Origin of the sequence: Prosthecobacter sp., assembly GCF_044378005.1 — a bacterium.
GTDB lineage: Bacteria > Verrucomicrobiota > Verrucomicrobiia > Verrucomicrobiales > Verrucomicrobiaceae > Prosthecobacter.
The window spans coordinates 17303-43113 of record NZ_JBILYB010000044.1; the positions used below are offsets into that span (position 1 = coordinate 17303).

Annotated in this window: 17 protein-coding genes; 7 read left to right on the forward strand and 10 right to left on the reverse strand. The window is 58.8% G+C overall.

The annotated features are described in order from the left end of the window. Positions 1 to 125 precede the first annotated feature (125 nt). The 6 genes from AC6FTP_RS10910 to gyrA all read left to right on the forward strand — a co-directional run bounded on the left by AC6FTP_RS10910 (position 126) and on the right by gyrA (position 12106). Positions 126 to 2909, forward strand: coding sequence for a PVC-type heme-binding CxxCH protein (locus tag AC6FTP_RS10910; protein WP_497206948.1), 2784 nt, complete (start codon positions 126 to 128; stop codon positions 2907 to 2909). Positions 2910 to 2924: 15 nt separating this feature from the next. Next, the gene (locus tag AC6FTP_RS10915) at positions 2925 to 3623 is read left to right on the forward strand and encodes a septal ring lytic transglycosylase RlpA family protein (RefSeq protein WP_497206949.1); all 699 of its coding nucleotides are present in this window, start codon (positions 2925 to 2927) and stop codon (positions 3621 to 3623) included. A 68-nt stretch (positions 3624 to 3691) separates the two neighbouring features. Next, entirely contained in the window at positions 3692 to 5740 is a 2049-nt protein-coding gene (locus AC6FTP_RS10920) for an ABC transporter substrate-binding protein (protein WP_497206950.1), read from the forward strand. A gap of 199 nt (positions 5741 to 5939) precedes the next feature. Next, positions 5940 to 6692, forward strand: a complete 753-nt coding sequence (locus tag AC6FTP_RS10925; protein WP_497206951.1) for a hypothetical protein — start codon at positions 5940 to 5942, stop codon at positions 6690 to 6692. A gap of 200 nt (positions 6693 to 6892) precedes the next feature. Beyond that, complete coding sequence (locus AC6FTP_RS10930; protein WP_497206952.1) at positions 6893 to 9439, forward strand: DNA gyrase subunit B; 2547 nt, start codon at positions 6893 to 6895, stop codon at positions 9437 to 9439. A 39-nt stretch (positions 9440 to 9478) separates the two neighbouring features. After that, positions 9479 to 12106, forward strand: a complete 2628-nt coding sequence (gene gyrA / locus AC6FTP_RS10935) for a DNA gyrase subunit A (protein WP_497206953.1) — start codon at positions 9479 to 9481, stop codon at positions 12104 to 12106. A 204-nt stretch (positions 12107 to 12310) separates the two neighbouring features. On the opposite strand, the gene AC6FTP_RS10940 is transcribed toward gyrA, so the two are convergent. Together AC6FTP_RS10940 and frr are read right to left on the reverse strand one after the other, a co-directional pair. Further along, positions 12311 to 12988 carry an acyltransferase gene (locus AC6FTP_RS10940; RefSeq protein WP_497206954.1) on the reverse strand — a complete coding sequence of 226 codons (678 nt, stop codon included), beginning with the start codon at positions 12986 to 12988 and terminating at the stop codon, positions 12311 to 12313. A gap of 4 nt (positions 12989 to 12992) precedes the next feature. Beyond that, the gene (gene frr / locus AC6FTP_RS10945; RefSeq protein ID WP_497206955.1) at positions 12993 to 13559 is read right to left on the reverse strand and encodes a ribosome recycling factor; all 567 of its coding nucleotides are present in this window, start codon (positions 13557 to 13559) and stop codon (positions 12993 to 12995) included. Between the two features lie 171 nt (positions 13560 to 13730). Here frr and AC6FTP_RS10950 point away from each other — a divergent pair, with 171 nt between their 5' ends. Beyond that, positions 13731 to 14672: an amidohydrolase family protein gene (locus AC6FTP_RS10950; RefSeq protein WP_497206956.1), complete on the forward strand. Its 942-nt coding sequence runs from the start codon at positions 13731 to 13733 to the stop codon at positions 14670 to 14672. Position 14673: 1 nt separating this feature from the next. Here AC6FTP_RS10950 and AC6FTP_RS10955 read toward each other — a convergent pair whose 3' ends face one another. The 8 genes from AC6FTP_RS10955 to AC6FTP_RS10990 form a co-directional block, all read right to left on the reverse strand. Then, positions 14674 to 15519 (reverse strand): carbon-nitrogen hydrolase family protein, encoded by an 846-nt coding sequence (locus AC6FTP_RS10955; protein WP_497206957.1) that lies wholly within the window; start codon positions 15517 to 15519, stop codon positions 14674 to 14676. A 63-nt stretch (positions 15520 to 15582) separates the two neighbouring features. After that, positions 15583 to 16980 (reverse strand): DUF1501 domain-containing protein, encoded by a 1398-nt coding sequence (locus AC6FTP_RS10960; protein ID WP_497206958.1) that lies wholly within the window; start codon positions 16978 to 16980, stop codon positions 15583 to 15585. An 85-nt stretch (positions 16981 to 17065) separates the two neighbouring features. After that, positions 17066 to 19429, reverse strand: coding sequence for a PSD1 and planctomycete cytochrome C domain-containing protein (locus tag AC6FTP_RS10965; protein WP_497206959.1), 2364 nt, complete (start codon positions 19427 to 19429; stop codon positions 17066 to 17068). Then, entirely contained in the window at positions 19426 to 20928 is a 1503-nt protein-coding gene (locus tag AC6FTP_RS10970) for a TolB-like translocation protein (RefSeq protein ID WP_497206960.1), read from the reverse strand. The genes AC6FTP_RS10965 and AC6FTP_RS10970 overlap by 4 nt, the downstream gene beginning before the upstream one ends. Next, on the reverse strand, positions 20925 to 21395 hold the full coding sequence (locus AC6FTP_RS10975) for a hypothetical protein (RefSeq protein WP_497206961.1): 471 nt from the start codon (positions 21393 to 21395) through the stop codon (positions 20925 to 20927). Before AC6FTP_RS10975 ends, AC6FTP_RS10970 begins: the two co-directional genes overlap by 4 nt. Before the next feature lie 5 nt (positions 21396 to 21400). Next, positions 21401 to 21871: an RNA polymerase sigma factor gene (locus tag AC6FTP_RS10980; protein WP_497206962.1), complete on the reverse strand. Its 471-nt coding sequence runs from the start codon at positions 21869 to 21871 to the stop codon at positions 21401 to 21403. Between the two features lie 126 nt (positions 21872 to 21997). After that, entirely contained in the window at positions 21998 to 23350 is a 1353-nt protein-coding gene (locus AC6FTP_RS10985; RefSeq protein WP_497206963.1) for a DUF1501 domain-containing protein, read from the reverse strand. Between the two features lie 45 nt (positions 23351 to 23395). Then, positions 23396 to 25811, reverse strand: a 2416-nt coding sequence (locus AC6FTP_RS10990) for a hypothetical protein (protein ID WP_497206964.1), incomplete at its 5' end; no start/stop codon positions are given.

A 25811-nucleotide genomic window follows, 5' to 3' on the forward strand; every position in this document is an offset into this window, starting at 1 on the left:
TGGCGTTCTTGTTGCTGCGCGTGTGTGGACGGTGTTAGTCACTTCCTGAGGCAGATATCGCCTAAAACTTGTCAGAGCACATCGGGCTGGATCAGGCGTTCATCTGCCACCACCATCCATCGACCATGAAACGCCTCTTTCTCGCGCTCCTCACTGCCGCCAACCTTCAGGCCGCACCCACCGGCCCCATTCGCGTGCTCTATCTTGATGCCCATGGTAAAGAGCAATCTGCCGTCGGTCCGCTGCATGATGCCATGCGTGATCTCGGACGCGATGCGATCTACTTCGACTACGCCAAAGAGAAGGTGGACGCGACTTACGACCTCGTTGTGAAATTTGATGATGATCTCAGCCGTGAGTCTTTGCTCAGCAAACTGACTCCCGAGCGCAGGGCCGCTTATGACGCTTTTTTGAAGCAACGTGAGCCTGAAGAGCGCAAGAAACACCCGCAGGTCGCCAACTACGAGAAGCGTCCTGAACCACTCACGCTCCAGCTTCCCATGAGTGTGAAGGCCAGCATGGAGCGCACCCAAGTTCCTGCTGATTGCGAATTGAAGCTCTTTGCGAGCGAGCCCGACATTGCCAAACCCATCGCCTTTGCCTGGGATGAGCGCGGGCGCTGCTGGGTCGTCGAGACACGGGACTATCCGCATGGCATCCAGGAAAACGGCGAAGGTCAGGACAGCATCAAAATCTGCGAAGATACGGATGGTGACGGCAAGGCCGACAAGTTCACTGTGTTTGCCGACAAGCTCAATCTGCCCACCGGCATCGTTTTTGCCCGCAAAGGAATCATCGTCGCCGCACCGCCGAAATTCATCTACCTCGAAGACACCGACGGTGACGACAAAGCCGATGTGCGCGAGACGATCATCGACTGCTGGGGCATCCGTGATACTCACGCGCAGGCCAGCAACCTGCACTACGGCTATGACAATTGGATCTACGGCTGCGTCGGCTACAGCGGCATCGAGGGCTATGTCGGCGGCAAAAAGCACCAGTTCGCCATGGGCACCTATCGCTTTAAAGCCGATGGCAGCGCCATCGAGTTCCTGCATCAGTTCACCAACAACGCCTGGGCGCACAGTTACAACGATGCAGGAGATCAATTTGGCGGCACAGCCAATGGTGCTCCGATCTTTTATGGGGGCATCCCAGCCACCGCTTATCCCGAAGGTTCACGCGGCCAGACCGCCAAAAAGATCAATGTCGTCGATACCTGCCACACCATCACACCCAACTTCCGTCAGGTCGATGTCTTCGGTGGTTACACGGCGGCCGCCGGATCAAACTTCATCTACAGCGACAATCTGCCGAAGCGCTTCCAGGGCAAAGCCATGATCTGCGAGCCCACGATGAAGGTCGTCGCTCTCGTCGATGTGCAAGCCGACGGTGCTGGCTACAAGGCACTCGACTTCATGAACATCTACGCCAGCAGCGACGAGTGGAACTCCCCCGTCCATGCCGAAGTCGGCCCCGATGGTGCCGTATGGGTGGCTGATTTCCAAAATTTCATTATCCAGCACAACCCCACGCCGAGCCTTGAACGCGGTGGCTTCGTCGCCACGACGGGAGTCGGTGGAGCGCATGAAAATGACATCCGCGATCACAGTCGTGGTCGCATCTATCGCATCGTCGCCAAGGGCACAAATCCCACGGCGCAGAGCCCCAAACTCAGCGGCAGCACTGTTTTCACCCGCCTCACCGCTCAGCGTGCACTCGTGGATAACAAGTTTGAAAAAGGTGTCCCTGAACTCATGAAGAAAGTCACCGCGAATGATGGCAACATCGCTGCGGTTCATGCCCTGTGGACCTTGAGCGGACTCGGCAAACTCGACGGAGCCACCCACCAGGCCGCCCTTCTCGCCAAAGATGCCAAGCTCCGCCGCAACGCCGTCCGTGCCCTCGGCAGCGATGCCAAGTCGCAATCACTCCTCTTCGGCTCCGGCACCTTCAGTGATCCTGATTTGCACACGCGTCTCGCCGCCTTGGTGAAGCTCGCGGACTTCACCACCACGCCTGAAATTCAGACGCTCGTCAAGAAGCTCGCCGCAGATCCCATCGTGAAGAATGACGAATGGCTGGCCGAAGCTGCCAAAATGCTCGGCAAGAAGCACAAGGCTCTGAATTACAAAGAAGGTCCAAACCTGCTTCCGAATCCCGGCTTTGAAGAACTCGCCAAGGGCAGCAAAACGCCCGTCGGCTGGAAGCTCCGCAACTATGGCAGCAAACCTGGCAATGCTGGAGCTGAGTGGAGCATCGTTATCGATCCGAAGATGGTCCACAGCGGCAAACATGGCTTCCGCGTCATCACCCGAGACGATGCCGACACCAGCTTCTTCGCCGACGTGGCTTTGAAGCCGAATACGGAATACAAAATAAGCGCCTGGATCAAAACCCATAGCTTCCGTGGCAAGGCCAGCCTCAATGACCACATCGGCCGCGCAGAGACCAAAACCATCGGCCGCACGCAGGATTGGACCGAAGTCGAAGTCACCTTCAACAGTAAGGACCGCCCGAAAGCCAGCATCAACCTTCTTCACGTCGGCAAGGGCGATACCTACTTCGACGACGTCAGCCTGTGTGAACTCATCGCCGAAGTGGAGGAGGACGAATCCAAACTCGCTGGTGACGCCAAGCGTGGCGAGAGAATCTTCTGGGAGCATCCCGTCGCTGCCTGCAAGAACTGCCACATTCTCAAAGGGCAGGGCAGTCCGGTCGGACCAGCCCTGGATGGAATCGCCACGCGCAAGGACGCCGCCTACATCCTCGAAAGCCTCGTCAACCCGAACGCCAAGCTGGCCGAAGGCTACACTGCCACGCCGATCAGCCCCATGCCGCCGATGAATCTCATCTTGAAACCGCAGGAGTTCGCCGATGTGAAGGCATTCATCATGAGTTTGAAATAAGCGACGGCTGACATCTTGCGTGACTCAGTTGAGCTGGCCGTGTATAGATCGGCCAGCATGACCCATCTGAGGATTGTCATTTTCACTACTATCACGCTGGCTCTCGTCAGTTGCCGGACACCTGCTTATCAGGAGCAAGGATGGGCGTCCTACATTGCAGACAGCTATGCCGGGCGCATGACGTCCTCCGGTCAGGTCTATCATCCCGGCTACAGCACTGCGGCTCACAACTCACTGCCATTTGGCACCGAGGTGACGGTGAAAAACCTCTACAATGGCCGCAGCGTGAAGGCGATGGTCAATGGCCGCTTCCCCTCCTATCCAGGAAGGGTGATCAATCTCTCTGGTGCTGCGGCTCAATTCATCGGCATGTCGCAGATGCAGCTTTCTCAGGTCAAGGTGACCGCTGACCGAATCCCTCAGGGCGGGTATTCGCAGCCAGCCTACCAGCAGCAGTCTTATCCGCAACAACAGGTCCAACAGCAGACGTATGCTCAGCAGCCTTATTATCCCCAGCAGCAGGCGGTCGCTTCGCAGCAATCCCTGGTCCCGAACTATCCCGCGCAGGCATCAACGCCACAACCAGTGCAAAACCCCACCCCTGCTCCTGCTGCACGACCTTCCTTTTTCAAGCGCCTCGGCGGTAATGGCACACCTGCGGCTCCGGCCTATCAGGGCGGCGGAGGCCCTCCCCCGGGATTGACCACTTTTTGAAGCGAGTGCCTGACATGCTCGGAAGTCAGTTGATCCTATCTAGCGACTGCGCATAGCGTCTGGATCACATGACGCGGTTGCGATTCATCTTTTCCGGCTTGGCTCTGCTGGCTCTGGCTCTCGGTGGCTGGAGCGCCAGGCGCGCCGCACTGACGCAGCGGACGAGCACGAGCGATGTGGTGCTGCTCCTGCCCGGACCTCAGTTGCCCGCGTTAAATCCATTTCTACCGGCTGATGAGGCCGAACGGCAGATCCTGGATTTGATCCATGAGCCGCTTCTGCGCATTGATCGTGAAGGGCGGCTGGCCACGGCGCTGGCGGAACAATGGACCTGGCATCAGCACATGACGTGCTGGTTTGCCTCCGCCGAGGATGCACGTGCGGCAGCTCAGGAACTGCGCGAGCAACCGGTGGAGAAGCGTGCCAACTGGGATCTCGAATCTGTGGCCACGCAGGGCGAGTCGCTGATCGTTCGCTTCACGCGTCCTGAAAGTGCGGTGGCCGCCGAGGTGCAGGCTGTGCTGGCTGTCAGCGCCCCCGAGAAGCTCACCTTTGTTCGCATCCATGCACCACCAAGTGCGCGCTTTGCGCTGGAGGACTTCGCCCGCCATGCGGATCATGCCGGGAGCACAAAACGTTTGTGGTTTGATGAGGATGGTACCTGCGAGATCGTGACGACCCGCACGGGTTTGCAGGCGCAGCAGGCTCTCATCGAGTGGCTCGGGCCTCGACACTCGCCAGTTCCGGAAATTGTGCCCGTCACTGAAGTCGCGGCACTTCTGGAGCCAGTGCTGGACTTTCGATTGAAACCCGGCCTGCACTGGCCTGCGGGTGATCCAATCACCGCCGCCGATGTTCGTGCCACACTGGCTTATGTGATGCCGCGTCCGTGGCCATTGCCTGGCAGGGATGCTTTTCGTCAAATTCAGGTCATCGAGGAGCCCGAACCAGAGCTGGTGAGGATTATTTACCGGAAGTCCTACAGTCCGGCGCTCGCAGCCTGGACGACACTGCCCATTCTCTCTGCCAATTGGCTTGCTCGAAGCTCAGCGGAATCGACCAAAGCTCCGCCGGGCGCTGGCGCGTGGCAGGTGGAGCGGTCCGATGGCTCGCGGATGTGGCTTAAAAAACGACCCTCTGTTGAAACCAAGGAGGCACCTCCGAGAATCCAGATGCTCGCCTCCACCTCGCCTCTGCAAGCGCGCATTGGTTTCGCCACGAAATCTTTTGATGTGGCCTGGCCTGCTGGACTGCCACGAGAGATGCTGGCGGCAGGATCCAGTTTGAAGACTCTGACCACGCCTGCGCGGCACCAGCTCATGCTTGTCTGGCAGACGACGTCACCCATTCTAGCCGATGTGAATGTCCGGCGTGCATTGGCGGTGGCGCTGGATCGTGAGGCTCTGCGACTCACGATGCCGGGCGGACTCGGGCGTGCGCATGACAGCTTTTTCCCTCCCGGATTCTGGTTTTCCTCCACTGACACTCCCGCTCTCCCAGATTCCAGTGCAGCGGAGAGACTGCTGACCTCGGCTGGCTGGCTAAAGGATATCGAGGGTCGGCTCAGGCGTGGTGTCGCGGAATTGCGCCTGAGATTGGTGATCCCAAATGGAAATGCAGACCGCCAGCGACTCGCTCTGGCGCTCGCTCAGCAGTGGGGGCGTCTCGGGGTGCGTATCGACCTCATCGAAGTGCCTGCGCGCAGTTACTTCATGGAATTGCAGTCTGGCAGATTCGATGCAGCGCTCGTTGGCGGTGAACTCGCCCCCGGCTGGGATGTGCTGCCCTTCTGGCACTCGGCCCACAGTGGTGGACATGGCCTGAATGTCAGCCAGATCGCCGATCCGCAGCTCGATCTACTGCTGGAGGCGCTGGTGGCCGAGTTTGACCCTGCCCAGGTGCCTCGTCGTGCGGCAGCCGTCGAGGCACGGCTTCGCGAGCTTCAGCCTGCATTGCCGCTCTTCACCGATCTGACCGAGATCGCCGTGCGCGAGAGTGGCTTTCCTGGATTGCGGCGGCTGGACCTCTCCCGTGGGCTTACCTTGCAGGATCTTCTTTCCGCCACCTCCGCTTTGGCAAACCCGCAGGCAAAGCTGGAAATGCTTCCACCCAAGTGATGCGATGATGAACTGGCAATCCGACCTCTTCCGCCGTCTCTGCGCCATGCTGCTCGTCCTGCTGGTGGGGGCAGTTGTCGCTCTCTGCTGTGTCGGCGGCGATGTGCATCTGTGGATGCAGTCATTTGGCCTTGCTCCCTGGGCCCTCGCTCTTGCTACGACGGCGAGACTTCTCCTGGCGCTGGCGCTCGCCGTGACGATGGCCGCATTCATCCGGCTGCTCCTTCCTCACGCTCTGGGTGGCGTAGCTTTTTGGTTGGGCAAGGCGCTGGCCTTTTACCCGGTGACCTTGGCGGCATGGAGTTTTCTTGGCTGGTGGATCGGTCAGCTTGGCCATCCTATCTGGACTTTGATGCCGGCGAGCGAATCGGAGGCTTCTTTGTCGTTGATCGAAGCCTGGGCGCGTTGGTCGTGGACGTGGATTCCCGTGGTAGGGATCATGGCTGTTCCGCTCACGGGACAATGTTTGAGCCTTTGTCTGGAACGAGATGCACGATCCCGCGATGTCGGCATCGACCTGCTCGGACTCCTTGCCTTGCTGCTCGCGATCTGCGTGGAGGATATCTTCGCCATTCGAGGAGTCGGCACCTATCTCACTGCGGCACTCCGGATGTCTGATGCCATGAGCCTTGCGTCCGCCGTATGGTTGCTCACGTCGATAGGTCTGGCGCTTGCTGCCATTCTTTCGATGTCTGAGCATTGGATGCCGGAGCTCACAGGCGCTGGCCGTTGGTCGAGATTGCTGATCGGCACTCTTTTCAAAATCAGCGCATGGTGTCTGCCAAGCTACATCATGTTTCGAGGGATCTCAGGAGGAACTCGGAGCGGGGCAGGGAGCGTCGAATGGCTCACGGCTTTTGATGACCCTGCGGCCATTCTAAAACTCGGCCTGCCATGGATGCTCGGTGCCTTGGCGTTGTGGGCTTTAGGACATCGTGTCCAGCCGCGCTGACACCATAGGCCCAGCCTTTCTTTCAAGGCTTCCAGCGCTATTTCAACCGGGGTCTTTGGGTTTCAGAAAAAAGACCTGTTCGGAGGCACAAAAACCTTTGCACGGGGGGGTATCTTGCTACCCTCAAAACCAGCCCATCGAGCACGTTTCTGGAGCGGTGTTTTGGACAGACTCAGGCGATGGCAAAACCGACAACCTTTATGCCAGACGAAATCATTGAATCCATTGATTCAAACTCCACCGCCGTAGCCTCCGACCAGGCTTACGGTGCCGAACAAATCCAGCACCTGGAAGGGCTCCGAGCCGTCCGCCTCCGCCCCGGAATGTACATCGGCGATCCCGATGAGCGAGGCCTCCACCACTGCGTCTTTGAAGTCGTCGATAACTCCATCGATGAGCATCTCGCGGGCAATTGCAAAAACGTCTGGATCAACATCCACAGCGACGGCTCGCTGAGCGTCGAGGACGATGGTCGCGGTATCCCGGTCGAGATGCACTCCAAGGGCATGCCTACCGTGGAGTTGGTGCTCACGAACCTCCATGCGGGCGGCAAGTTTGGCGATGGGGCTTATGAATTCTCCGGCGGTCTCCACGGCGTCGGCGCGAAGTGCGTGAATGCCCTGTCCGACTGGTTCAAGTGTGAGGTCTATCGCGACGGCAAGGTGTATGCCATCGGCTTCGAGCGCGGCATCACCACCGAGCCGCTGACGGTGCTCGGTGATCTCGATGATCCGAAGCGCACTGGCACGAAGATCAGCTTCTATCCTGATGCCACGATCTTCACCATCACGACGACGTTTGTCTTTGAGCGCCTGCTCACCCGTCTGCGCGAGCTGGCATTCCTGAACCCCGGCATCAAGATCACCATCACCGATGAGCGCGCTGAAACCCCGCGCCAGGAAGTGCTCTTTTATCAGGAAGGCGTGAAGCAGTTCGTCCGCGAGCTCGGCGCTGATAAAGACAAGGTTCATCCAGATGCCATCGCGCTTGCTGGTCGTCGTGAAGTCGTGATCGATGACAAGAACAAGTTCATCCTCGTGGACTGCGTGCTGCAATGGAACAAGGGGCTGAACGAGCAGACACTCTGCTTTGCCAATGCCATCCCGAATCCCGATGGCGGCACGCATTACAGCGGCCTGAAAGCCGCGCTCACCCGTGCGGTGAAAGCCTACATCACGAACAATCCGAAGAGCTTTAAAGACAAGCTGCCCGAGATCGAGAGCGATGACTGCCGCGAAGGTCTGATCTGCGTGCTGAGCGTGAAGCTGCCAAACCCGCGCTTCAACTCGCAGACGAAAGTGAAGCTCGTGAATGGCGAGGTCGAAGGTGTGGTCAGCTCCATCGTCTATGAAGGCTTGATGCGCTTCTTCGATGAGACGCCGGACATCGCCGTCACGGTGATCAACAACATCATCATCGCCGCCAAGTCCCGCGAAGCTGCCCGCAAAGCCCGCGAAGCCATCCGCAAAGACGCCATGAGCAGTGGTGGTCTGCCTGGAAAGCTGGCGGACTGCTCCGAGCGCGATCCTTCGAAGACAGAGCTGTTTATTGTCGAGGGTGACTCCGCCGGTGGCTCCGCCAAGATGGGCCGCAATCGCCACAACCAAGCTATTTTGCCGCTGCGTGGAAAGCTCATCAACACCGAGAAGGCCCGCCTGGAAAAGGTGCTGCAAAACAAGGAAGTCCAGACCATGATCACCGCCATCGGCACCGGTATCGGTGGCGACAGCGAGGTCGAAGGCTCCTTCAACATCGAGAAGCTTCGCTATCACAAGATCGTCATCATGACCGATGCCGATGTCGATGGCTCTCACATCCGCACCTTGCTGCTGACCTTCTTCTACCGGCAGATGCCCGAGCTGGTGAAAGGCGGGCACATTTATGTCGCCCAGCCGCCGCTGTATCAGGTCACGCGAAAGAAACGAGAGGAGTATGTGCAGGATGACAACCAGATGGAAGCCATGCTGCTCGAAATGGGCTCCGGCGAAATCAGCCTCCGCAACATCGCCGATGGTAGCAAAGTCGCCGATGACCGACTCAAGTCGATCCTCGAACAACTCGTGCCCGTCGCCAAATTTGCCGACATCATCCGCCGTCATGGTGGCGACTTCGAGGCCTACCTCCAGGCCCGCGACGAAGCCACTGGCAACCTGCCGCACTACCTCGTGACCATCCGCGAAGGCAATGAAGTGGTGATCAAATACTTCCTCGGCAATGAGCAGCTCGCTGCCTTTGCTCGCGAGAACAACGACCTCCATCTTTTCGGCAAACCCGAGGTCGAAGTCGAAGGCCAAACCGCCCCGAAGGCCCATCGCCGTGCTCGATTGATCGAGATCCACGAAGCCCATGGCATGAAGCGCCGCTTCCAGCAGCTCGACGAACTCGGCCTGCATGTCGATCACTTCAGCAGCCAGGACAAACCGCTCTTCGAAGTCATCGAGGGCGAAGGCGATAACGCCAAAGTCCACCCCGTCTTCAGCATCCCCGGCATCCTCGACAAGGTCATGGAGATCGGCAAACGCGGCATGGAGATCAAACGATTCAAGGGTCTCGGTGAAATGAACGCCAAGCAGCTCTTCGAGACCACCATGGACCCGAACAAGCGCACCCTCCTCCAGATCAAGCTCGACGAATCCAACGCCCACGAAGCCGAACGCATGTTCACCATCCTCATGGGCGATGTCGTCGAACCCCGGAAACACTTTATCGAAGAGAACGCCCTGAACGTGCGCAACCTCGACGTCTGATCCTTCTCTCATTTCGCTTAGCCCTTTCGACTCACGTCCATGCAAGAATCCAACACCCGCCCCATCTCTGTCGCTGATGAGGTCAAAAACTCATTCCTCGACTACTCGATGTCGGTCATCATTTCGCGTGCGTTACCAGACGTGCGAGATGGTTTGAAGCCCTCCCAGCGCCGCATTCTTTATGCGATGCATGAACTGGGCCTTTATCCGCCGAAGAAGCAGATGAAGTGCGCGAAGATCTGCGGTGACACCTCAGGCAACTACCATCCACACGGTGAAGCGGTCATCTACCCGACTCTCGTCCACATGGGGCAGCCTTGGGCGATGCGCGAGACTCTGATCGACCCGCAGGGGAACTTCGGTTCCGTGGAAGGTGACCCTCCGGCGGCCATGCGATACACGGAAGCCCGCATGACGCCTCTGGGCGGCACGCTGATGTCTGACATGGAAAAGGACACCGTCGATTTCGTGCCGAACTACGATGAGCGTCTGACCGAGCCGACCGTTTTCCCGGCAGCTTTCCCGAACCTGCTGGTCAATGGCGGCACGGGCATCGCCGTGGGTATGGCGACGAATATGCCGCCGCACAATCTCGGTGAGATTGTGGATGGCGTGTGCGCTCAGGTGGACAATCCCCAGATCACGGTGAGCCAGCTCAGCCAGTTCATCAAAGGCCCCGACTTCCCGACGGGATGCGTGATTCACGGCCTGGATGGCATCCGCGAATACATGGAAACCGGCCACGGCAGCGTGCGTGTGCGAGGTCAGGCGGAGATCGTGGAAAACAATGGCCGCGAGCAGATCATCATCACCGAGATCCCCTACAACGTAAATCGTGCGGAACTGGTGAAACGCATCGCAGAACTCGCCAATGAAAAGATCATCACAGACATCGTTGCCGTGCGCGATGAGTCGGATGAAAATACCCGCGTCGTCGTCGATCTGAAGCGCGATGCCCGTCCGCAGGTGGTGCTGAACAATCTCTACAAGTTCACCGCACTCGAAAGCAGCTTCAGCATTCACATGCTCGCCATTGATGGCGGTCGCCCGCGAGTGCTGAGCATCAAGGACGCCATCGCCTGCTACATCGAGCACCGCCGCGAGGTTATCATCCGCCGCACGAAGTTCCTTTTGAGGAAAGCAGAGCAGCAGGCGGAGAAACTCGAAGCCTACCTCCTCGCACTCGGCCATCTCGATGACTTCATCAAGATCATCCGCGACAGCCGCAATCGCGATGAAGCACGCCTCGGTTTGAAGGCTTACCAGTTCAGCACCGAGACCGCCATGAAGCTCGGCATCCTGCTTCGCAGCCAGCCGAGCATTCAGGGTGATCGTTACGTTTTCACCGACACGCAGGTGGACCAGATCCTGGAACTCCGCCTCTACCAGCTCACCGGCATGGAGCGGGACAAAATCAAAGCCGACTACGATGAGTTGCTCGCCACCATCACGGACCTCATGGACATCCTGGCCCATGAGCATCGCGTGCTGACGATCATCAAAGATGAGCTTCAAGCCATCAAATCCAAGCATGGTAACGGCCGCCTCACACGCATCGATGCAGCAGGCGGTGGCATTGAAACCATCGACCTCATTCCGAACGACGCGAACATCGTCACCCTCACCCACTTCGGTTATGTGAAGCGCACACTCACCACCGAATACCGCGTGCAGGCTCGCGGCGGCAAGGGCCTCAAAGGCATGGAGACACGCGAGGCCGCGACAAAGGAAGACAAGAACGACTTCGTGGAGACGCTCTTCAGCGCCAACATGCACGACTTCCTGCTCTTCTTCACGAACACAGGACGAGTGTATGTGGAGCGCGTCTATCAGCTCCCCGAGGCACCGCGCACCGGCAAAGGTCGCAGCATCAAGAACGTGCTGAACCTGAAGCCCGAGGAGAAGATCAACAGCGTCCTCCGTCTCGAAGCGCAGGGCGCGGAAGACGAGGCCATGTGGAGCCCTGAGAAGTTCGTGCTCTTCGGCACGAAGGACGGCACGGTGAAGAAGACATCGCTGGATGCCTTCAAAAACTACCGGAAAGACGGCATCATCGCCATCAACATCGAGGAAGGGAATGATCTCGTTCAGGTCATCCTCACCGATGGCAAGAGCCAGATCTGCATGACCACACATGAAGGCATGTGTGTCCGCTGCGAAGAGGAAGACATCCGCGCCGTGGGCCGCAACAGTATCGGCGTGCGCGGCATCCGCGTGGAGGAGGGTGACTTCATGGTCAGCCTCACCGCTGTGGACTTCACGAAGCAGCTTCTCGTCGTCTCCGAGAATGGTCTCGGCAAGCGCACCTCCTTTGAAGAATACCGCCTCACCAATCGCGGCGGCAAAGGCGTCATCACCATGAACGTCACTGACAAGACCGGCAAAGTCGTCTCCGCACTTGCCGTGGCTGAGACAGATGAACTCATGCTCATGACCAGCAAAGGCCAAAGCGTGCGCATCCGTGTCAGCGACATCCGTGAAACAGGCCGCAATGCCCAGGGCGTGAAGCTCATGGACCTCAAGAAGGATGAGACGATTCAGGATGTCGCCACGGTCATCGCTGACGAAGAGGAAGAAGTTGCTATTGAGGTGGTGGATGAATCCGTCTCGTCTGTGGAGTCTGAGGCGCCTTCAGACGAAGCTCAGCCTGCCTCTGATGTCGAATGATGTGAGCTGATTGCGAAAGTGCTCAGTTATCCCACACTGACTGAGAACTGACTGCTATTCTTTGTTCTAAAAACCCCAGGCTGGAATTCCAGCCTGAGGTTTATTATTGGTGCGCCAGGCTGGGCGCACTCACAGGCTGGTTCAAGTGCTCCACGTACCTGACAAAGGGAAGCGTTTGCTGCCGCTACGGGATGTGACGAGGACTCAAATAGTGCGTGTCACGACTACCTGCTGCTGCCTCGTTTTCACCATGCTACGAGCGGGTAGTATTCCACCGTAGCTGGTGAGAGGATAAATGACACTGTGACGGCCGAGGAGTGAGCCTGGATTGATGACGCTATTACAGCCGACCTCGACATGATCTCCGATGATGGCACCAAACTTTCGCAGTCCGGTGGAATGATCACTCTTCCCATCGTTGACGATGACTTCACGGCGATCCAAGCGGACATTTGAGAGGATGACGCCGGCTCCGAGATGGGCTTTGAAGCCAAGAATCGAGTCGCCCACATAATTGAAGTGCGGCACCTCGGCTTGATCGAAAATAATGCAGTTCTTGAATTCACAGGAATTGCCCAGGACACACCCATCTCCAATGATGACATTCTCGCGGATATAGCATCCAGCTCGGATCTGACAGTTCCTGCCAATCCAAGCGGGACCCTTGATCACGGCACCTGGGTCGATCGTTGTGCCTTCATCGATAAAGACGTCCTCAGAAATGAAGGCTCCTTGAGGGATTGCGGCACGGATTTCACGTTGCAGCCTGAATCCTAGATAGGATTCGATGCGTGTCAGAGCCGTCCACACCGGTTCGTCTGGCGGGAAAAGGATGCCATGCTGTGTGTGGCTGAGGTCGAGATATTCGGCGGGGGCAAACATGAACTCAGACGGTCAGGACTTCTTTCTCTTTGCTGGCCATGTGTTGCTCGATCTCGGCAATCTTCTTGTCCGTGAGCGTCTGCACTTCTTTATCGAGGCGGTGCTGGTCATCTTCCGTGATGTCCCCGTCTTTTTGCCCCTTCTTGATCTCTTCCAAGGCTTGGCGGCGAGCGGAGCGGACCCGTACTTTGGCCTCTTCACCCATTTGCTTGATGAGTTTTACCATCTGCTCGCGACGCTCCGTGGAGAGGGTGGGGATGGGTAAGCGGATAACTTTTCCTTCAATGGAGCCGTTCAGTCCGAGGCGTGATTCCCGGATGGCACGTTCGATGTCCACCAGGGTGGCGGAATCAAAGGGCTCAATGCGGATGAGGCGTGCATCGGGCGTCGTGATCATCGCCAGTTGCTTCAGCTTCATGTGGGAGCCGTAGCTGTGGACATGTACATCCAGTCCTTCGACAAGGGCAGGGGATGCCTTGCCGGTGCGTACGGCGGCAAATTCATGCACGGCATACTCGACGGCCTTGGTCATCGAGTCGTCGCATTCCAGCATCGTCATTTCAGGATCCATAATTCTCGGGAAAGGTGTGTCAGGTGGGTGTTGAAGACCATCTTTGCCCAGCCCTGCGGCGGATGTCCACCCCGGAGTTTTGCAGATATGGCAGAGCTTCGGGTCACTCGCGTTTAGACATTCATCACTCCAAACCCGGTTGGCTTGCCTCTACAGCCGTATTTTGCCTTGATGATCACTCATACTCATTCACGGCGCACTTTCCTTGGCGGCATCCTCTCCAGCGTGTCTGCCTCCGCCTTTGCCCAGCAGAGTCCGGTGTCTGCTGAGCCGATTTTTGATATCCACCAGCACACGCATTACCATGACCGCAGTGACGAGCACATGATCGCTCACCAGGCGGCGATGGGCATCACGAGATCCATCCTCCTGCCGGCCGGCACCCCTGTGGATCGTCTATCCACGCACAAAGGGAAGTCGAACGGTCTCGCGGCGCGCTGTGGCGGAACAGAGACGTGCATGAAGATCTCGAAGGCGAATCCCCAGGCATATCTGTGGGGCGTCAATGAGGTGACGGATCTGGAGACGGCACCGGCGGAGATCGAAAAGTGGCTGAAGCTGGGTGCTTGCATCATCGGTGAGCAGAAATTCGGCGTGGAGTGCGACTCAGTTCACAGCCAGAAGCTCTACGAGTTAGCGGCGGCCTACCAGGTGCCGATCCTCCTGCACTTCCAGCACCTGACCTACAATCTGGGTTACGACCGCTTTCATACGATGCTGGCGAAGTATCCCAAGACCATCTTCATCGGCCATGCGCAGACCTTCTGGGGAAACATCGACAAAGCACATGAGCAGAAGGTAATGTATCCGAAAACGAAGATCACCCCAGGCGGGATGACGGATCGTTATCTGGCCGACTATCCGAACATGTATGCCGACATGTCAGCTGGCTCCGGACTGCTGGCACTGACACGGGATGAAGAGCACACCACCGCCTTCTTCGATCGCCATCAGGACAAAGTCCTCTACGGCAGTGACTGTGCGGATCACTTTGGCCGCGGGCCTGGATGTCAGGGGGCACAGACCATCGCTGCCATCAGGAAGCTTTCTCCAAACAAAGCCGTGGAGCGAAAAATCCTGTGGGAGAACTCACAGAAGGTCTTCCGCCTCTGATCTACTTTGCAGTTCCATCTTTCATCGCAGCTTCGACGAAGCCGTGAAACTCACGGAAGCTCCATGCCGATTTCGTCAACCCCCAGGCCATGCTTTTCGCGGGAGCGGTATCGATCTCGGCTGTGATGAAATCTTCCACATGGCGGCGACTCTGAACGAGGATCTCGCCGCCAGGCTCCATGATGTAGCTGTCACCATAGCCGATGCCCTTGTTTCTCGTGATGCCGCTCTTGGCCTGGTCGAGCACGACGTTGTTGCCACGCACAAAATACACACCGTTCTCATTAGCGCGCGCGGCATGGTCCGCGCGCACTTTCATGAAGTGGGAGAGCAGACCCGCATCGCTGATGTAATTGAAGTGCGGGGCGAAGATCACGCTGGCTCCTTTCAATGCCAGGATGCGTGCGGGCTCGATGTAGCCGCCGTCCGAGCAGATGAGCACGCCAAACTTCAGCCCCTGATGCTCCCACACCGGAAACTCGCGCCCCTGTTTGTGAAATTTCTGGTAGGCCGTGCACTTGCTAAAAGTGCCCAGTAAATGTCCGCGATGCGCCACGACGACCGTGTTGTAGAGATCTGCTCCGCGCATTTCATTGTAGCCGACGATGGCCAGAGCCTCGTGTCTGCTGGTCACGTCCAGCACGCGCATCATGGAGTCCGAGTCATTGGCAAAAGCACCCGCCCGCGCGAGTTCCTCCGTGTCGGGATAGCCTGTGAGGAAGCATTCAGGAAAGCTGACGATGGACGCTCCCGCAGCATCGGCACGCCGGAGGCCTTCTTCGAAGCGTTTCAAATTGTGATCGAAGTCTCCACACCAAGATTCGAACTGACAGTGGGCGATTTTCATGGGCTAAGTTTGTCTCAAACTCTGTCTCGGAGGCAAGGTCGAAGATGACTTCGATCCATCAGATCATGACAGAATTCCCTTTGCCACCTCACCACTCACATTCGTCAGCCTGAAATTACGGCCGCCGTAGTTGTGGGTGAGCTTGGTGTGATCGAGGCCGAGCAGGTGGAGGATTGTCGCGTGCCAGTCGTGGATGTGCATGGGGTTCAACGCGGCTTTGTAGCCGATCTCGTCGGTCGCACCGTAGCGCAGGCCGCCCTTCACACCGCCACCAGCCATCCAAATGGAGTAGCCTTTGTGATTGTGATCGCGGCCGTCCCCGGCCTGCGCATACGGTGTGCGGCCAAACTCGCCGGCCCAGACGACCAGCGTGTCCTTGAGCATGCCGCGTGCTTTCAAATCGGTGAGCAACGCAGCGATGGGTTGATCCGTGGCCGCGCAGTTCGTTGCGAGCTGCTCGCGCAGGCGGTTGTGGTGATCCCATTGCACGCCGGAGGCGATTTCAATGAAGCGCACGCCCGCTTCGGCCAAGCGACGCGCCAGCAAGCACTGGCGCGCGAATTGATCCTTCCCCTGGCCGATGCCGTAGAGTTTCAGGATGTGCTCCGGCTCGCCACGCAGGTCGAGCACGTCGGGAACCTCGCTTTGCATTCGGAAAGCGAGTGCAAAAGACTCAATCGCGCCTTCGATCTCGGGATGATGACCATCGCGCTCCATCTTCCGCTCATTCAGGCCGCGAATGAGGTCGATCTGCGCGCGCTGAAGATCACGCGGGATGTTTTTGTTCTGGATGTTCTTCATCGGTGGCCCCGGCGCCACGTCCTTCTTCAACAGCGCCGCATACAGATCAGGAAGCTGCGATCCGCCGATCTTCGTGCCCTGGCAGATGGCGGGCAAAAACGCGCTGCCGTAGTTTTGTGCGCCACCGTTGTCTGCGGGCGGGTTCAGCGTGATGAAACCGGGCAGGTTCTCGTTTTCCGTGCCCAGACCATAAAGTGACCACGCGCCCACCGAGGGCCGCACGAACTGAAAACTGCCCGTGTGCATCTGCACAAAGGCCTGCGCATGATTTGGCAGGTCGGTGTTCATCGAGTTGATGATGCACATATCGTCCGCGTGCTTCGCCAGCTTCGGATACAACGTCGTCATCCATTGACCGGATTGACCGTATTGGCCGAAGGGATGCACGGCTCCAAACAGCTTCGCCCCCGTCGAATCGCGGCCCAAAGTCGCTGTTTTGCCATCGCGCTTGGTCAGCTCCGGCTTGTAGTCGAAAAGATCCACATGCGACGGCCCGCCACGCATCGTGAGAAAGATCACCCGCTTCGCACGCGCGGCGAAATGCGGCGTTTTCGATGCCAGCCCTCCCCTGGCATGCGCCAGCGCGGAGAAAGCCAGCCAGCCGATGCCGGAGGACATCGTGGTCAGCATGTGACGACGTGAGAAGGGTGGTGTGTTCATGTTCGTAGTTCGGCCTTTAGGCCGTCTGGTGGGTGTTGATGATCGCTTTCATGAAGTGAAGCGGGCTAAAGCCCGAACTACAAACTCAATCCGCAAATCGGAACTCCGCGCTCGCCAACAGGGACTGGCAAAAGGCCGAGAGCAGCTTGGATTCGTCGGCAGAGGTGGTTCGGAGGAATTTTTCGGCGAGGTTGATCTCCTGAGCGTCTGGCGCACGATTGAAGCAGAGCTGAAACGCGAGTTCGATTTGATTGGGAGCTGACTGAATACGTTTCGCGAGCGCGGCGGCCATCTCCTGCACGAAGGGACCGTTGAGCAGATACAAACCTTGCAGCGGCACGTTGGTCACATCGCGATCTCCCGTCACCAAGTTTGGATTCGCGACATCGAACTGCTCCAAAACATCCGGCAGGTGATCACGGACCACCGGCAGGTAAATCGAGCGACGATACGAGCCGTCGAGATCGGGCGGCAGCTTTGAGTTGAAGCCGATCAACGACACCGACTGTCCATCCAGTTCTGCCACGAGCGATCCCGGACGGCGTGACGTGTCGAGCATGCCAGATACGGCGAGCATCGAGTCACGGATGACCTCCGCGTCGAGACGGCGCTTGTTCGCGCGGGAGAGCAGACGGTTATCGGGATCGGTCTCAACGCTCGCACCACTCGCCTGCCGATACGTCTCCGACATCACGATCTCCTTGATCAGCTTCTTCACCGACCAACCGCCGTCCATGAACCTGATCGCGAGGTAATCGAGCAGCTCGGGATGGCTCGGACGCTCGCCGCTGAAGCCGAAATTATCGACGGTGCGCACAAGGCCTGTGCCAAACAGATGCCGCCACACGCGGTTTACCATCACACGGGCCGTGAGCGGATTTTCACGACTGGTGATCCACCGCGCCAGCTCCAGTCGGCCGCTTTTGTCCGTCGGAATGGTTCCGCCGATCTCGATCACATGAGGAAAGCCGCGCGGCACGGCCTTCACCGGATGTGCCAGCTCGCCACGGTCATAGAGCTGCGAATCAGCGATGCGTTTCGCGTCCTTCACGCCCATGCACAGCGGCAGCGCGCGACCTTTGTCATCCACGGCCTCCAACGCGCCCTCCACGCCGCCGCGCGTCCAGATGATGCGCAGCGCGTTGCCGAGAAGCTTGTTGAACTCGCCGCTGATGTCACGGTTCTCCGCTTTGGCCTTGGCGATGTACTCGTTCTGCTCCTTGTCATCGGCGTTCAGTTTGGCCAGCTCGGCCTTGAGCTGCTTCACCCGCGCCTCGGGCAGTGTTTTGCCGACGATGGGCTGCCCCGGCACCTCCGGCAGGCGGATGAGGTGGCCGTGATTGCTGTTTTCCGAGTCGATCCAGTTCCCGTAAAAGGTCTGCGTGCTCTTGAAGATGCCCGCGAGGCCGTAGTAGTCCTCCATGCTGAAGGGCTCGGTCTTGTGATCGTGACAACGCGCGCAGGCGATGCTGCTGGCCATCACGGCGCGGGTCACGGTGTCGAGCTGCTCGTCCGCCACATCGGCGGCGAACTGGCCTGGGTTCATCTCATTGAGTCCCTTCGGCCCCATGGCGAGAAATCCTGTCGCGACGAGCAGTCGGGCGCGTTCGGCATCATCCTTGGCAGGCAGCAAATCACCCGCGATCTGTTCCGTGATGAAGCGGTCATACGACACGTCTGCGTTCACCGCGTCGATGACGTAATCGCGGAAGCGCCATGCATGAGGGAAGGTCAGATTGGATTCGCGTCCGTTGGATTCCGCGTAGCGCGCCACATCCAGCCAGTGGCGGCCCCAGCGCTCGCCGAAGCACGGACTTTCCAAAAGCTCGTCCACCTGATGCTCGTAGTCGGACGGGTCTGACTTGTCCGACAAGTCAGACGGCGGCAGGCCGATTAAATCGAAATACAAACGCCTTAGCAACACCACGCGCTCCGCAGGCGGCGCAGGCTTCAAACCGGCTGCTGCCAGTTTTTCACGAATGAAGCCATCAATGCCGCCAGATACCTGCTTCGGCATCACAGGCCGTTTGTAGCTCCAAAACTGCCTTCCAGCCGCCACATCCACCGGCGGACGCTCCGCCACTTTCACCGCTGACTCGCGCGGATCAGCCGCGCCGGTTTTGATCCACGTTTCAAAATCCGCGATGACCGCTTCCGAGAGCTTGGGCTCCTTCGGCGGCATTTCGAGATCAGGATCGCTGTGTTTGATCGCGGTGAGCAGCAGGCTTTTGGCCGCATCACCTGGTATGACTGCCGGCCCCGTCTCGCCGCCTTCGCGGATGCCGTGCTTCGTATCCAGCATAAGTCCGCCCTTCGATTTGCCGGACTCGGCGGAGTGGCATTCGTAGCAATGCTTCACGAGCACAGGACGGATCTTCGATTCAAAGAAGGCCGTGTCGGCAGCATGAAGACTGCTGGCTGCGAGTAGAAGTGAAAGCGTGGGTTTCATCGGATGGAATCGGGTTTGGCGTTCACGGCTTCGGGCTTGGCGTCAGCGCTCTTGTTCTCAAGCCACTTCGCTGTAGCGGTTACGGGCCACTTTCCACTGAAGCAGCGCAGGCCTTCGCCGCCATTCCAGAGCATCCAGGCAGGTGCATTGTCATGCAGTGCAGCAAAGGTTAGTTCGGTGGCGGATTTCCACGCGGGCATCGTACGGCACTGCCAGCCTGGGTGGGGTGGCGAAAGGATGTGCGTTTTGCCCGTGTCCACCTCGACCACGGCCACGGCGTCTGTTTCGCTCTCGACCACGGCCACGCGCCTCCCATCGGGTGATGCGATGAAGTAACCAAGATTCACTGGCAGATCTCCCGGCGCTGTCGGCACGGGCAATACCGCGCTGCCATCGGCGGCGATGATGAACAAACGAGGCTGCAACTCCGGCCCGGTGCCGGTGGCGGGCAGTGTGATCGGCTGGCTGGCGAAGAGCACACGGCCATCCGAGAGCACCTGTATCACCGGGCGATTCAGAGTGATGACAGTGGCCAGCGTAACCGGCTCGGCGAGACGATCTGCACCGCGCATCTCGACCAGTTTGCCATCCTGCTGCTTTTCAAAGCGTGACTTCATCAGCGCGCCGCTTTCCTGCACGACGGTGACACTATGGATGCTTTGCAGCTTCTCACCCTCGCCGCCGAGCGGAGCCATGAAGACCAGCGAGCGACCATCCGGCGTCCAGTCAAACGCAGCGCCTACCTTGCGTGCCACGGTGAAACCAGCTTTGCCATCGAGTGTCAGAACCTCCAGCGCGGCACTCTCGCCATCGTCATCAAGTTGGAGAAATGCCAGCGTCTTTTGTCGTGGAGACACGCGCGGCAATAGCACCGGTTTCAAGAGGCTGCGTGTGAGTGATTGAGTCTCCGTGACACGGCCATCGCCAAGCTTGAACAAACACAGCTCACTAATCTCGTAACCCGTTCCTGGTTTCTTCAGCGAAGACACAAGCTCCTGCCCCTGAGGCAGCGCGCGCAGCAGTTTTTCCACCGCTGTTTGATCTTGCTCAAACACGCGTCGCACCGCAGAGGCGAAGCGCTGGAGGTGTTCCGTGGGCAGCGAGGCGATCACCTCTTCCAGTGTCTTCGTCTTGTCCGCGAGCTTCATGGCCGCCTCCAGCAGTGGCAGCACTGCGGGCAGCAGCTTTTCAACGGACTGCACTTCATCTGCCGGGACCAGAGCGCTGACTTCTTCCCAACGTGACAAGACACGCGTGCGCTGGCAGACAAAGCCACTGCCATCCGGCAACCAGCTCACGGTTTTCACCAGTGCATGCTCCATGGTCGCGTCATCTGTGAGCGGCTGGCCGAGTGTGCCATCTGCGTCCATGAGATGCAGGCGGCCATCAATCGACACCAGCGCACGATCACCCAGCGGAGACCACCACACGCGCTCCTCTGGCAGACAACTGGTGAGGCAGAGAGCGGCGAGCGTCAGCAAAAGCAGCTTCAAATTCATGGCAGCGATTTCGTTTCGATGTTGTCCACGTCCACACGGACCACCTGAAGCCCCTCACCAGCCGGATCGAAGCTCATGCGATAGCGTGCCCAGGGGCTTTCTTTACGCGGCATCACCTTGTTTCCCACGGGGGCTGCTACAGATGATTCGGAGCGACCCGCCACAAAGCCGCCTGCGCCTGCCAGTGCCGCCAGCAGAAGCATCGCCGCAGCGCGGGCCAGCCACGGCATGGCAGATGAGTGTCGCGGTTTGAGGACTTTGCTCTGAGGCATTACTGGCACGCGCGCCAGTTCTGGGTGCCGCAGGACGACATCGCGGGTAACATTGAGTGAATCCAAAATGCGCTCAGCTTCGGCGCGAGCCGCAGCGTTGGCGCTGAGATGATGATCCAGCATTTCCTCAGCTTCCGGTGAGAGTTCGCCGAAGTGCCGGTCGATGATCAAAGCGTGTAGGGATTCAGGTTTCATGGATTTCAGGGATTGATTTCAGATTGCAAACGATGACGCACCTCCGCGACGGCGTGGTGTAGGCGGGAACGAACGGTGCCGATCGGGATGCCCAGCGCCTCAGCGATCTCCGCGTATGACAGACTCTGTGCGAACCGCAGGTCGAGGATCTCGCGCTGCACCGGTTCCAGCGTTGAGATCGTCTCTCTCGCCGCCTCCACGCGGTCATCCTGGATCGGTAACGCCACCTCGGTTATCGCTGCATCGAAGGGCACGACCTTGTCGTCCCGCCGAGACCAAACTGCCTGACTCAAGTGCCGTGCGATGCCAAATAAATACCCCCGCGCGCATTTCGGAGATTTCCCATCATGCAGGCCCCGCGCCATTTCCAGAAACGTCTCCTGCACTAGATCCTGCACGCCTTCTTCGCCACCGTGCCGACGTGTGAAGTAGCGCGTCAAATCCCCCGCGCTCTCCGTGAAGAGGCGTTCGAGCAAGGGCGGATGTTCCGTGGTGTCCACGAGGTTGGGAGGTAATTCACCGGCTGTCGATACAGCCTAGCATTCACGACGTGGCCTTTTCGATGCAAAAGGTTCACGGAAAGTGAGAAAAGAAAAGATTCTTCAAGCCAGGATCGGCGTCAGCACATCGCCATACACATCCGTCAACCGGAAGTCACGACCAGCATAGCGGTAGGTGAGTTCTTCGTGGTTGAGACCCATCAGATGCAAAATCGTGGCATGCAGATCATGCACGCTGGTCGGATTGTCTTGGGCCGCGAAGCCGAACTCATCCGTGCTGCCATGCACCGTGCCGCCTTTGATGCCGCCGCCGGCCATCCAGACGCTGAAGCCATAGTGATTGTGATCGCGCCCTAGCTTCGATTTGCCTCCGGCGAGTTCCACCGTCGGCGTGCGGCCAAATTCGCCACCCCAGATGACCAGCGTATCCTCCAACATGCCACGCTGCTTCAAGTCGTGTAGCAGCGCGGCGATGGGCTGATCAATCTCAGCGGCGAGCTTGCGGTGGTTCGTTTCGATGTCGTTGTGATTATCCCATGGCTGGCCAGCGCCATGCCAGAGTTGCACCATGCGCACACCTCTCTCTAGAAGCCTGCGTGCGATCAGCGTCTGCCGGGCATGAACACCTTCACCATACATGCTTCGGATGTGCTCCGGCTCCTTGCTCACATCAAAGGCGTCCGCTGCCTCCATCTGCATACGAAAGGCCAGCTCGAAGCTCTGAATCCGCGCCTCAAGACGTGGATCGCTGCGCTGCTGTCGGTGCGACTCATTGATCCGCCGCATCAGTTCGAGCTGGCGGAGTTGCACTCGCGCATCGGCATGAGGGCTGCGGATGTTTTCGATCAGGCGATCCACAGCCTCGTTCTTTGAATCGACATAAGTTCCCTGAAATGCGCCGGGCAGGAAGGCCGACTGCCAGTTCTCTGCGCTCTTGATTGGCATGCCGCCCGGACACATCGCGATGAAGCCCGGCAGGTTTTCATTCGCACTGCCGAGGCCATACGTCAGCCATGCACCGAGGCTAGGGCGAGCCTGGATCGAGTCACCGCAGTTCATGAGCATCAGCGACGGCTCATGATTTGGCACCTGCGCTTGCATCGAGCGGATGACTGCGATGTCGTCGATGTGCGCGGCTGTTTTCTCAAACAACTCGCTTACCTCGATCCCGCTCTGCCCGTAGCGCTGAAACTTGAATGGGGAAGGAAACGCCGCGCCTGTCTTCCGCTCCGTGATGCGATGACTCGGCACCGGCTTGCCTTCATACTTCGCCAGCGCGGGTTTCGGATCAAACGTATCGACATGCGATGGCCCGCCATTCAGGAAGAGGTGGATCACCCGTTTCGCCTTTGGCGCGAAATGCGGTTTTGCAGCCTGCAAATCCGCCAGCCCAAGCGCCGCCATGCCCATGCCGGAGCGGCGCAGGAAATCACGGCGGGTGATGGGAAATGACATCGGGAAGGGATTACGTTGCCGTGGTTGGAGAGCTTGCGCCTGTGCTTAACGCCCCACCTTCATCCACTTCACGCTCTCCATGCCGGAGGCGAGGTCGCGGACTTTGATCTGCCATGTGCCGGGGTCTTCATTGGGGGCGAGATCGAGGGACACAGTAAGCGTGCCTTTCTCGGCGGCGTAGTAGCCGCTGCCTTCGGCGCTGACGCCATTAGCGTCCTGGATACTGACTTGCAGCGGCAGGATGGCAGCGATGGGAGATGCATCGGTTGTGGTAATGGTGGCGGTGATTTTGGCGATGTTTCCGCAGGTTGCCGTGGCAGGGACATCGAGCGCGAGATTGAGCAATGACTTCGGCGTGATCATGAAGATGCGACCATCGCCAGGGCCGAGATTCACTGGCCAGGTCAGTTGGCCTTCAGCGTTACGGTTCGGCACGATTTGGCTGTGAGTCGTCAGATCATAGACGCTGGCGTTGTCCTGATTCAAAGTCAGCATGCCACTGCTGGGTAGGCCGTTTTCCATGACGAGTCCGTGCTGGCCGACGTAGGTTCCGGGCTCGCGATGATCGTTCACGACAAAGACGTAGAGTGCATCTCCGCTGCGGCGGGTGCGGGTGATGATCTCGGGGTTGTCCACGCTGAGGGCGGGCTTCCAGCCTAGGGCCTGCATCTTTTCGGGCAAGGTCTTGGCGAGGGCGAGCACGGTGGCTTTGTCCTGCACGGCGTTCTTCACACGCTTGAAGCTCGGGATCACTAGGTCGGCTTTCACGCCGGGGCAGAGGAACTCATCGGCGATGACCTTGCCGCCGCGCTTCTGCCATTCGGCGATCTTCTTCACGACACTCTCGGTGAGGACATCGCACTCGGGCATGAGCAGGTATTTGCGCCCGCTGAGGCCGCTCTTCAGCAGGGTCTCTTCAAAGAGGATGTCCATCTGCACATGCGCATGCTGCATGGCCTGCCAGAGATCGGCGGACCAACCATTGTTGCTGCCGTAGCCGCCGCGACGGGCGAACATCTGCGAGGTGAAGCTTTCCAGCAGGGCGACCTCGCTGCGCTCAGCGGGGATATTCATCAAAGTCGGACCGAGGGGTTCTGCCACGTCACGGATAAGGTCACGCAGGACGTGGACAGTGTTCGGATTCGTGAAACGATAGGCGCTTGTGCTGCCGGGATTGTCCACCAGCGACTGCCAGCCGTGATACATGATGCCCTGGATGGGGCGCGCGAGCTTGGTCCAAAAGGCTTCCTTCAAATGCATGGGCGCGATGGTGATGTAAGCGGCGTCAGGATCATGATCCTGCCAGGCCACGAGATCGCCCGGAGCCTTTGCCCCGATGGGCGCGGTCTGGGAGCGATACCAGATGAGCTGCGTCATCTTCATCACGCGCTGGCCTTTGCCGCTGGCATCGCTCATGGCAAAGAGCTGGTCGGTGGCGAGTCCGATGCGCTGGGGATCGGGATAGGTGTAGGTCCAGTGGGAGAGCACGTCCACACTACCCCCGGCACCGCTGATGCTGGGCTGGCGCACGGCGGGGTCAAAGAAGGTCCAGAAGTCGCGGCGGCCATGGCTCTTCACGCCTTTGCTGAGTGCGGAGTGCAGGGCGTTCCAGCCATCGCCCACGGTCCAGAACCATCGGTAGTATTTGAGGATGGGATGCTCATCCGGGATCACACGGTTGGTTGGGAAGTCGGCAAGCTTCGTGTGGTCCACGCCCCACTTGTTCATCACCTCCGCAGGGATGCCGGTCTTGGCAAAGGCGAGGTAGTTCGCCTGATCGACGGGATTAAACGAAGGCGCGTTGTGATCACGCACCTCGGTGTTGATGAGGGCGGAGGTGAAGGCGGGATGATCGCCATAGGTCTTCGCCATGCTTTGCCCCACTGTTTGGAAGAAAGGCGCGAACTCGGGGATGCTGGCGCAGATGTCCTGGCGCTCATAGACCTTGCCGTTGCGGTCGATGCGGAGGTTTTTTGGATCAGTTTTCAGTGTGTCCGAGGGCGAAAGGCTGGCCACGACCTCCAGCCCATTGCGCAAGGCTTCGTCGAGGTAGGTGCGATTCCGCGCGATGTATTCTTCTTTGCCCGGAGGGAGCTGTTTCTTCTGCTGCCACATGTCTCCTGCACCCACGGCGCTCATGCCGATGAAGTGGGTGAAGCCGATGTCCTTCAGCCGGGCGATCTCATCGCCACCAGCCCCCCACATGACCACCGGCAGTCGGGGAGCCAGACGCGGCACGATCTCAAAGGTGGCGGACTTCTCGTTGCTATAATCACCAGCTTCCATGCGGGCCTTCAGCGTGTAACGGCCGGGTTTGAGCTTCGTGTCGGCGGTAAACCTAGCCGTGTGCTCCTCTCCGGGTTTAAGGTCGGGCAGGATGAATTCCTCGTTCCTGTCGCCGAAGCTCAGCTTGAGCTTTGCCGCTCGGAGGGGTTCACGCCGTAGATTCGTGCAGGTAATG

Excerpts from the sequence above, each read along its gene's own strand:
- AC6FTP_RS10925 (WP_497206951.1), top strand. The coding sequence starts at position 5,940 with ATGGCCGCATTCATCCGGCTGCTCCTTCCTCACGCTCTGGGTGGCGTA.
- frr (WP_497206955.1), bottom strand. The coding sequence starts at position 13,559 with ATGGATCCTGAAATGACGATGCTGGAATGCGACGACTCGATGACCAAG.
- AC6FTP_RS10950 (WP_497206956.1), top strand. The coding sequence starts at position 13,731 with ATGATCACTCATACTCATTCACGGCGCACTTTCCTTGGCGGCATCCTC.
- AC6FTP_RS10975 (WP_497206961.1), bottom strand. The coding sequence starts at position 21,395 with ATGAAACCTGAATCCCTACACGCTTTGATCATCGACCGGCACTTCGGC.
- AC6FTP_RS10970 (WP_497206960.1), bottom strand. The coding sequence starts at position 20,928 with ATGAATTTGAAGCTGCTTTTGCTGACGCTCGCCGCTCTCTGCCTCACC.
- AC6FTP_RS10965 (WP_497206959.1), bottom strand. The coding sequence starts at position 19,429 with ATGAAACCCACGCTTTCACTTCTACTCGCAGCCAGCAGTCTTCATGCT.
- AC6FTP_RS10920 (WP_497206950.1), top strand. The coding sequence starts at position 3,692 with ATGACGCGGTTGCGATTCATCTTTTCCGGCTTGGCTCTGCTGGCTCTG.
- AC6FTP_RS10960 (WP_497206958.1), bottom strand. The coding sequence starts at position 16,980 with ATGAACACACCACCCTTCTCACGTCGTCACATGCTGACCACGATGTCC.
- AC6FTP_RS10955 (WP_497206957.1), bottom strand. The coding sequence starts at position 15,519 with ATGAAAATCGCCCACTGTCAGTTCGAATCTTGGTGTGGAGACTTCGAT.
- AC6FTP_RS10985 (WP_497206963.1), bottom strand. The coding sequence starts at position 23,350 with ATGTCATTTCCCATCACCCGCCGTGATTTCCTGCGCCGCTCCGGCATG.
- AC6FTP_RS10910 (WP_497206948.1), top strand. The coding sequence starts at position 126 with ATGAAACGCCTCTTTCTCGCGCTCCTCACTGCCGCCAACCTTCAGGCC.
- AC6FTP_RS10930 (WP_497206952.1), top strand. The coding sequence starts at position 6,893 with ATGCCAGACGAAATCATTGAATCCATTGATTCAAACTCCACCGCCGTA.
- AC6FTP_RS10940 (WP_497206954.1), bottom strand. The coding sequence starts at position 12,988 with ATGTTTGCCCCCGCCGAATATCTCGACCTCAGCCACACACAGCATGGC.
- gyrA (WP_497206953.1), top strand. The coding sequence starts at position 9,479 with ATGCAAGAATCCAACACCCGCCCCATCTCTGTCGCTGATGAGGTCAAA.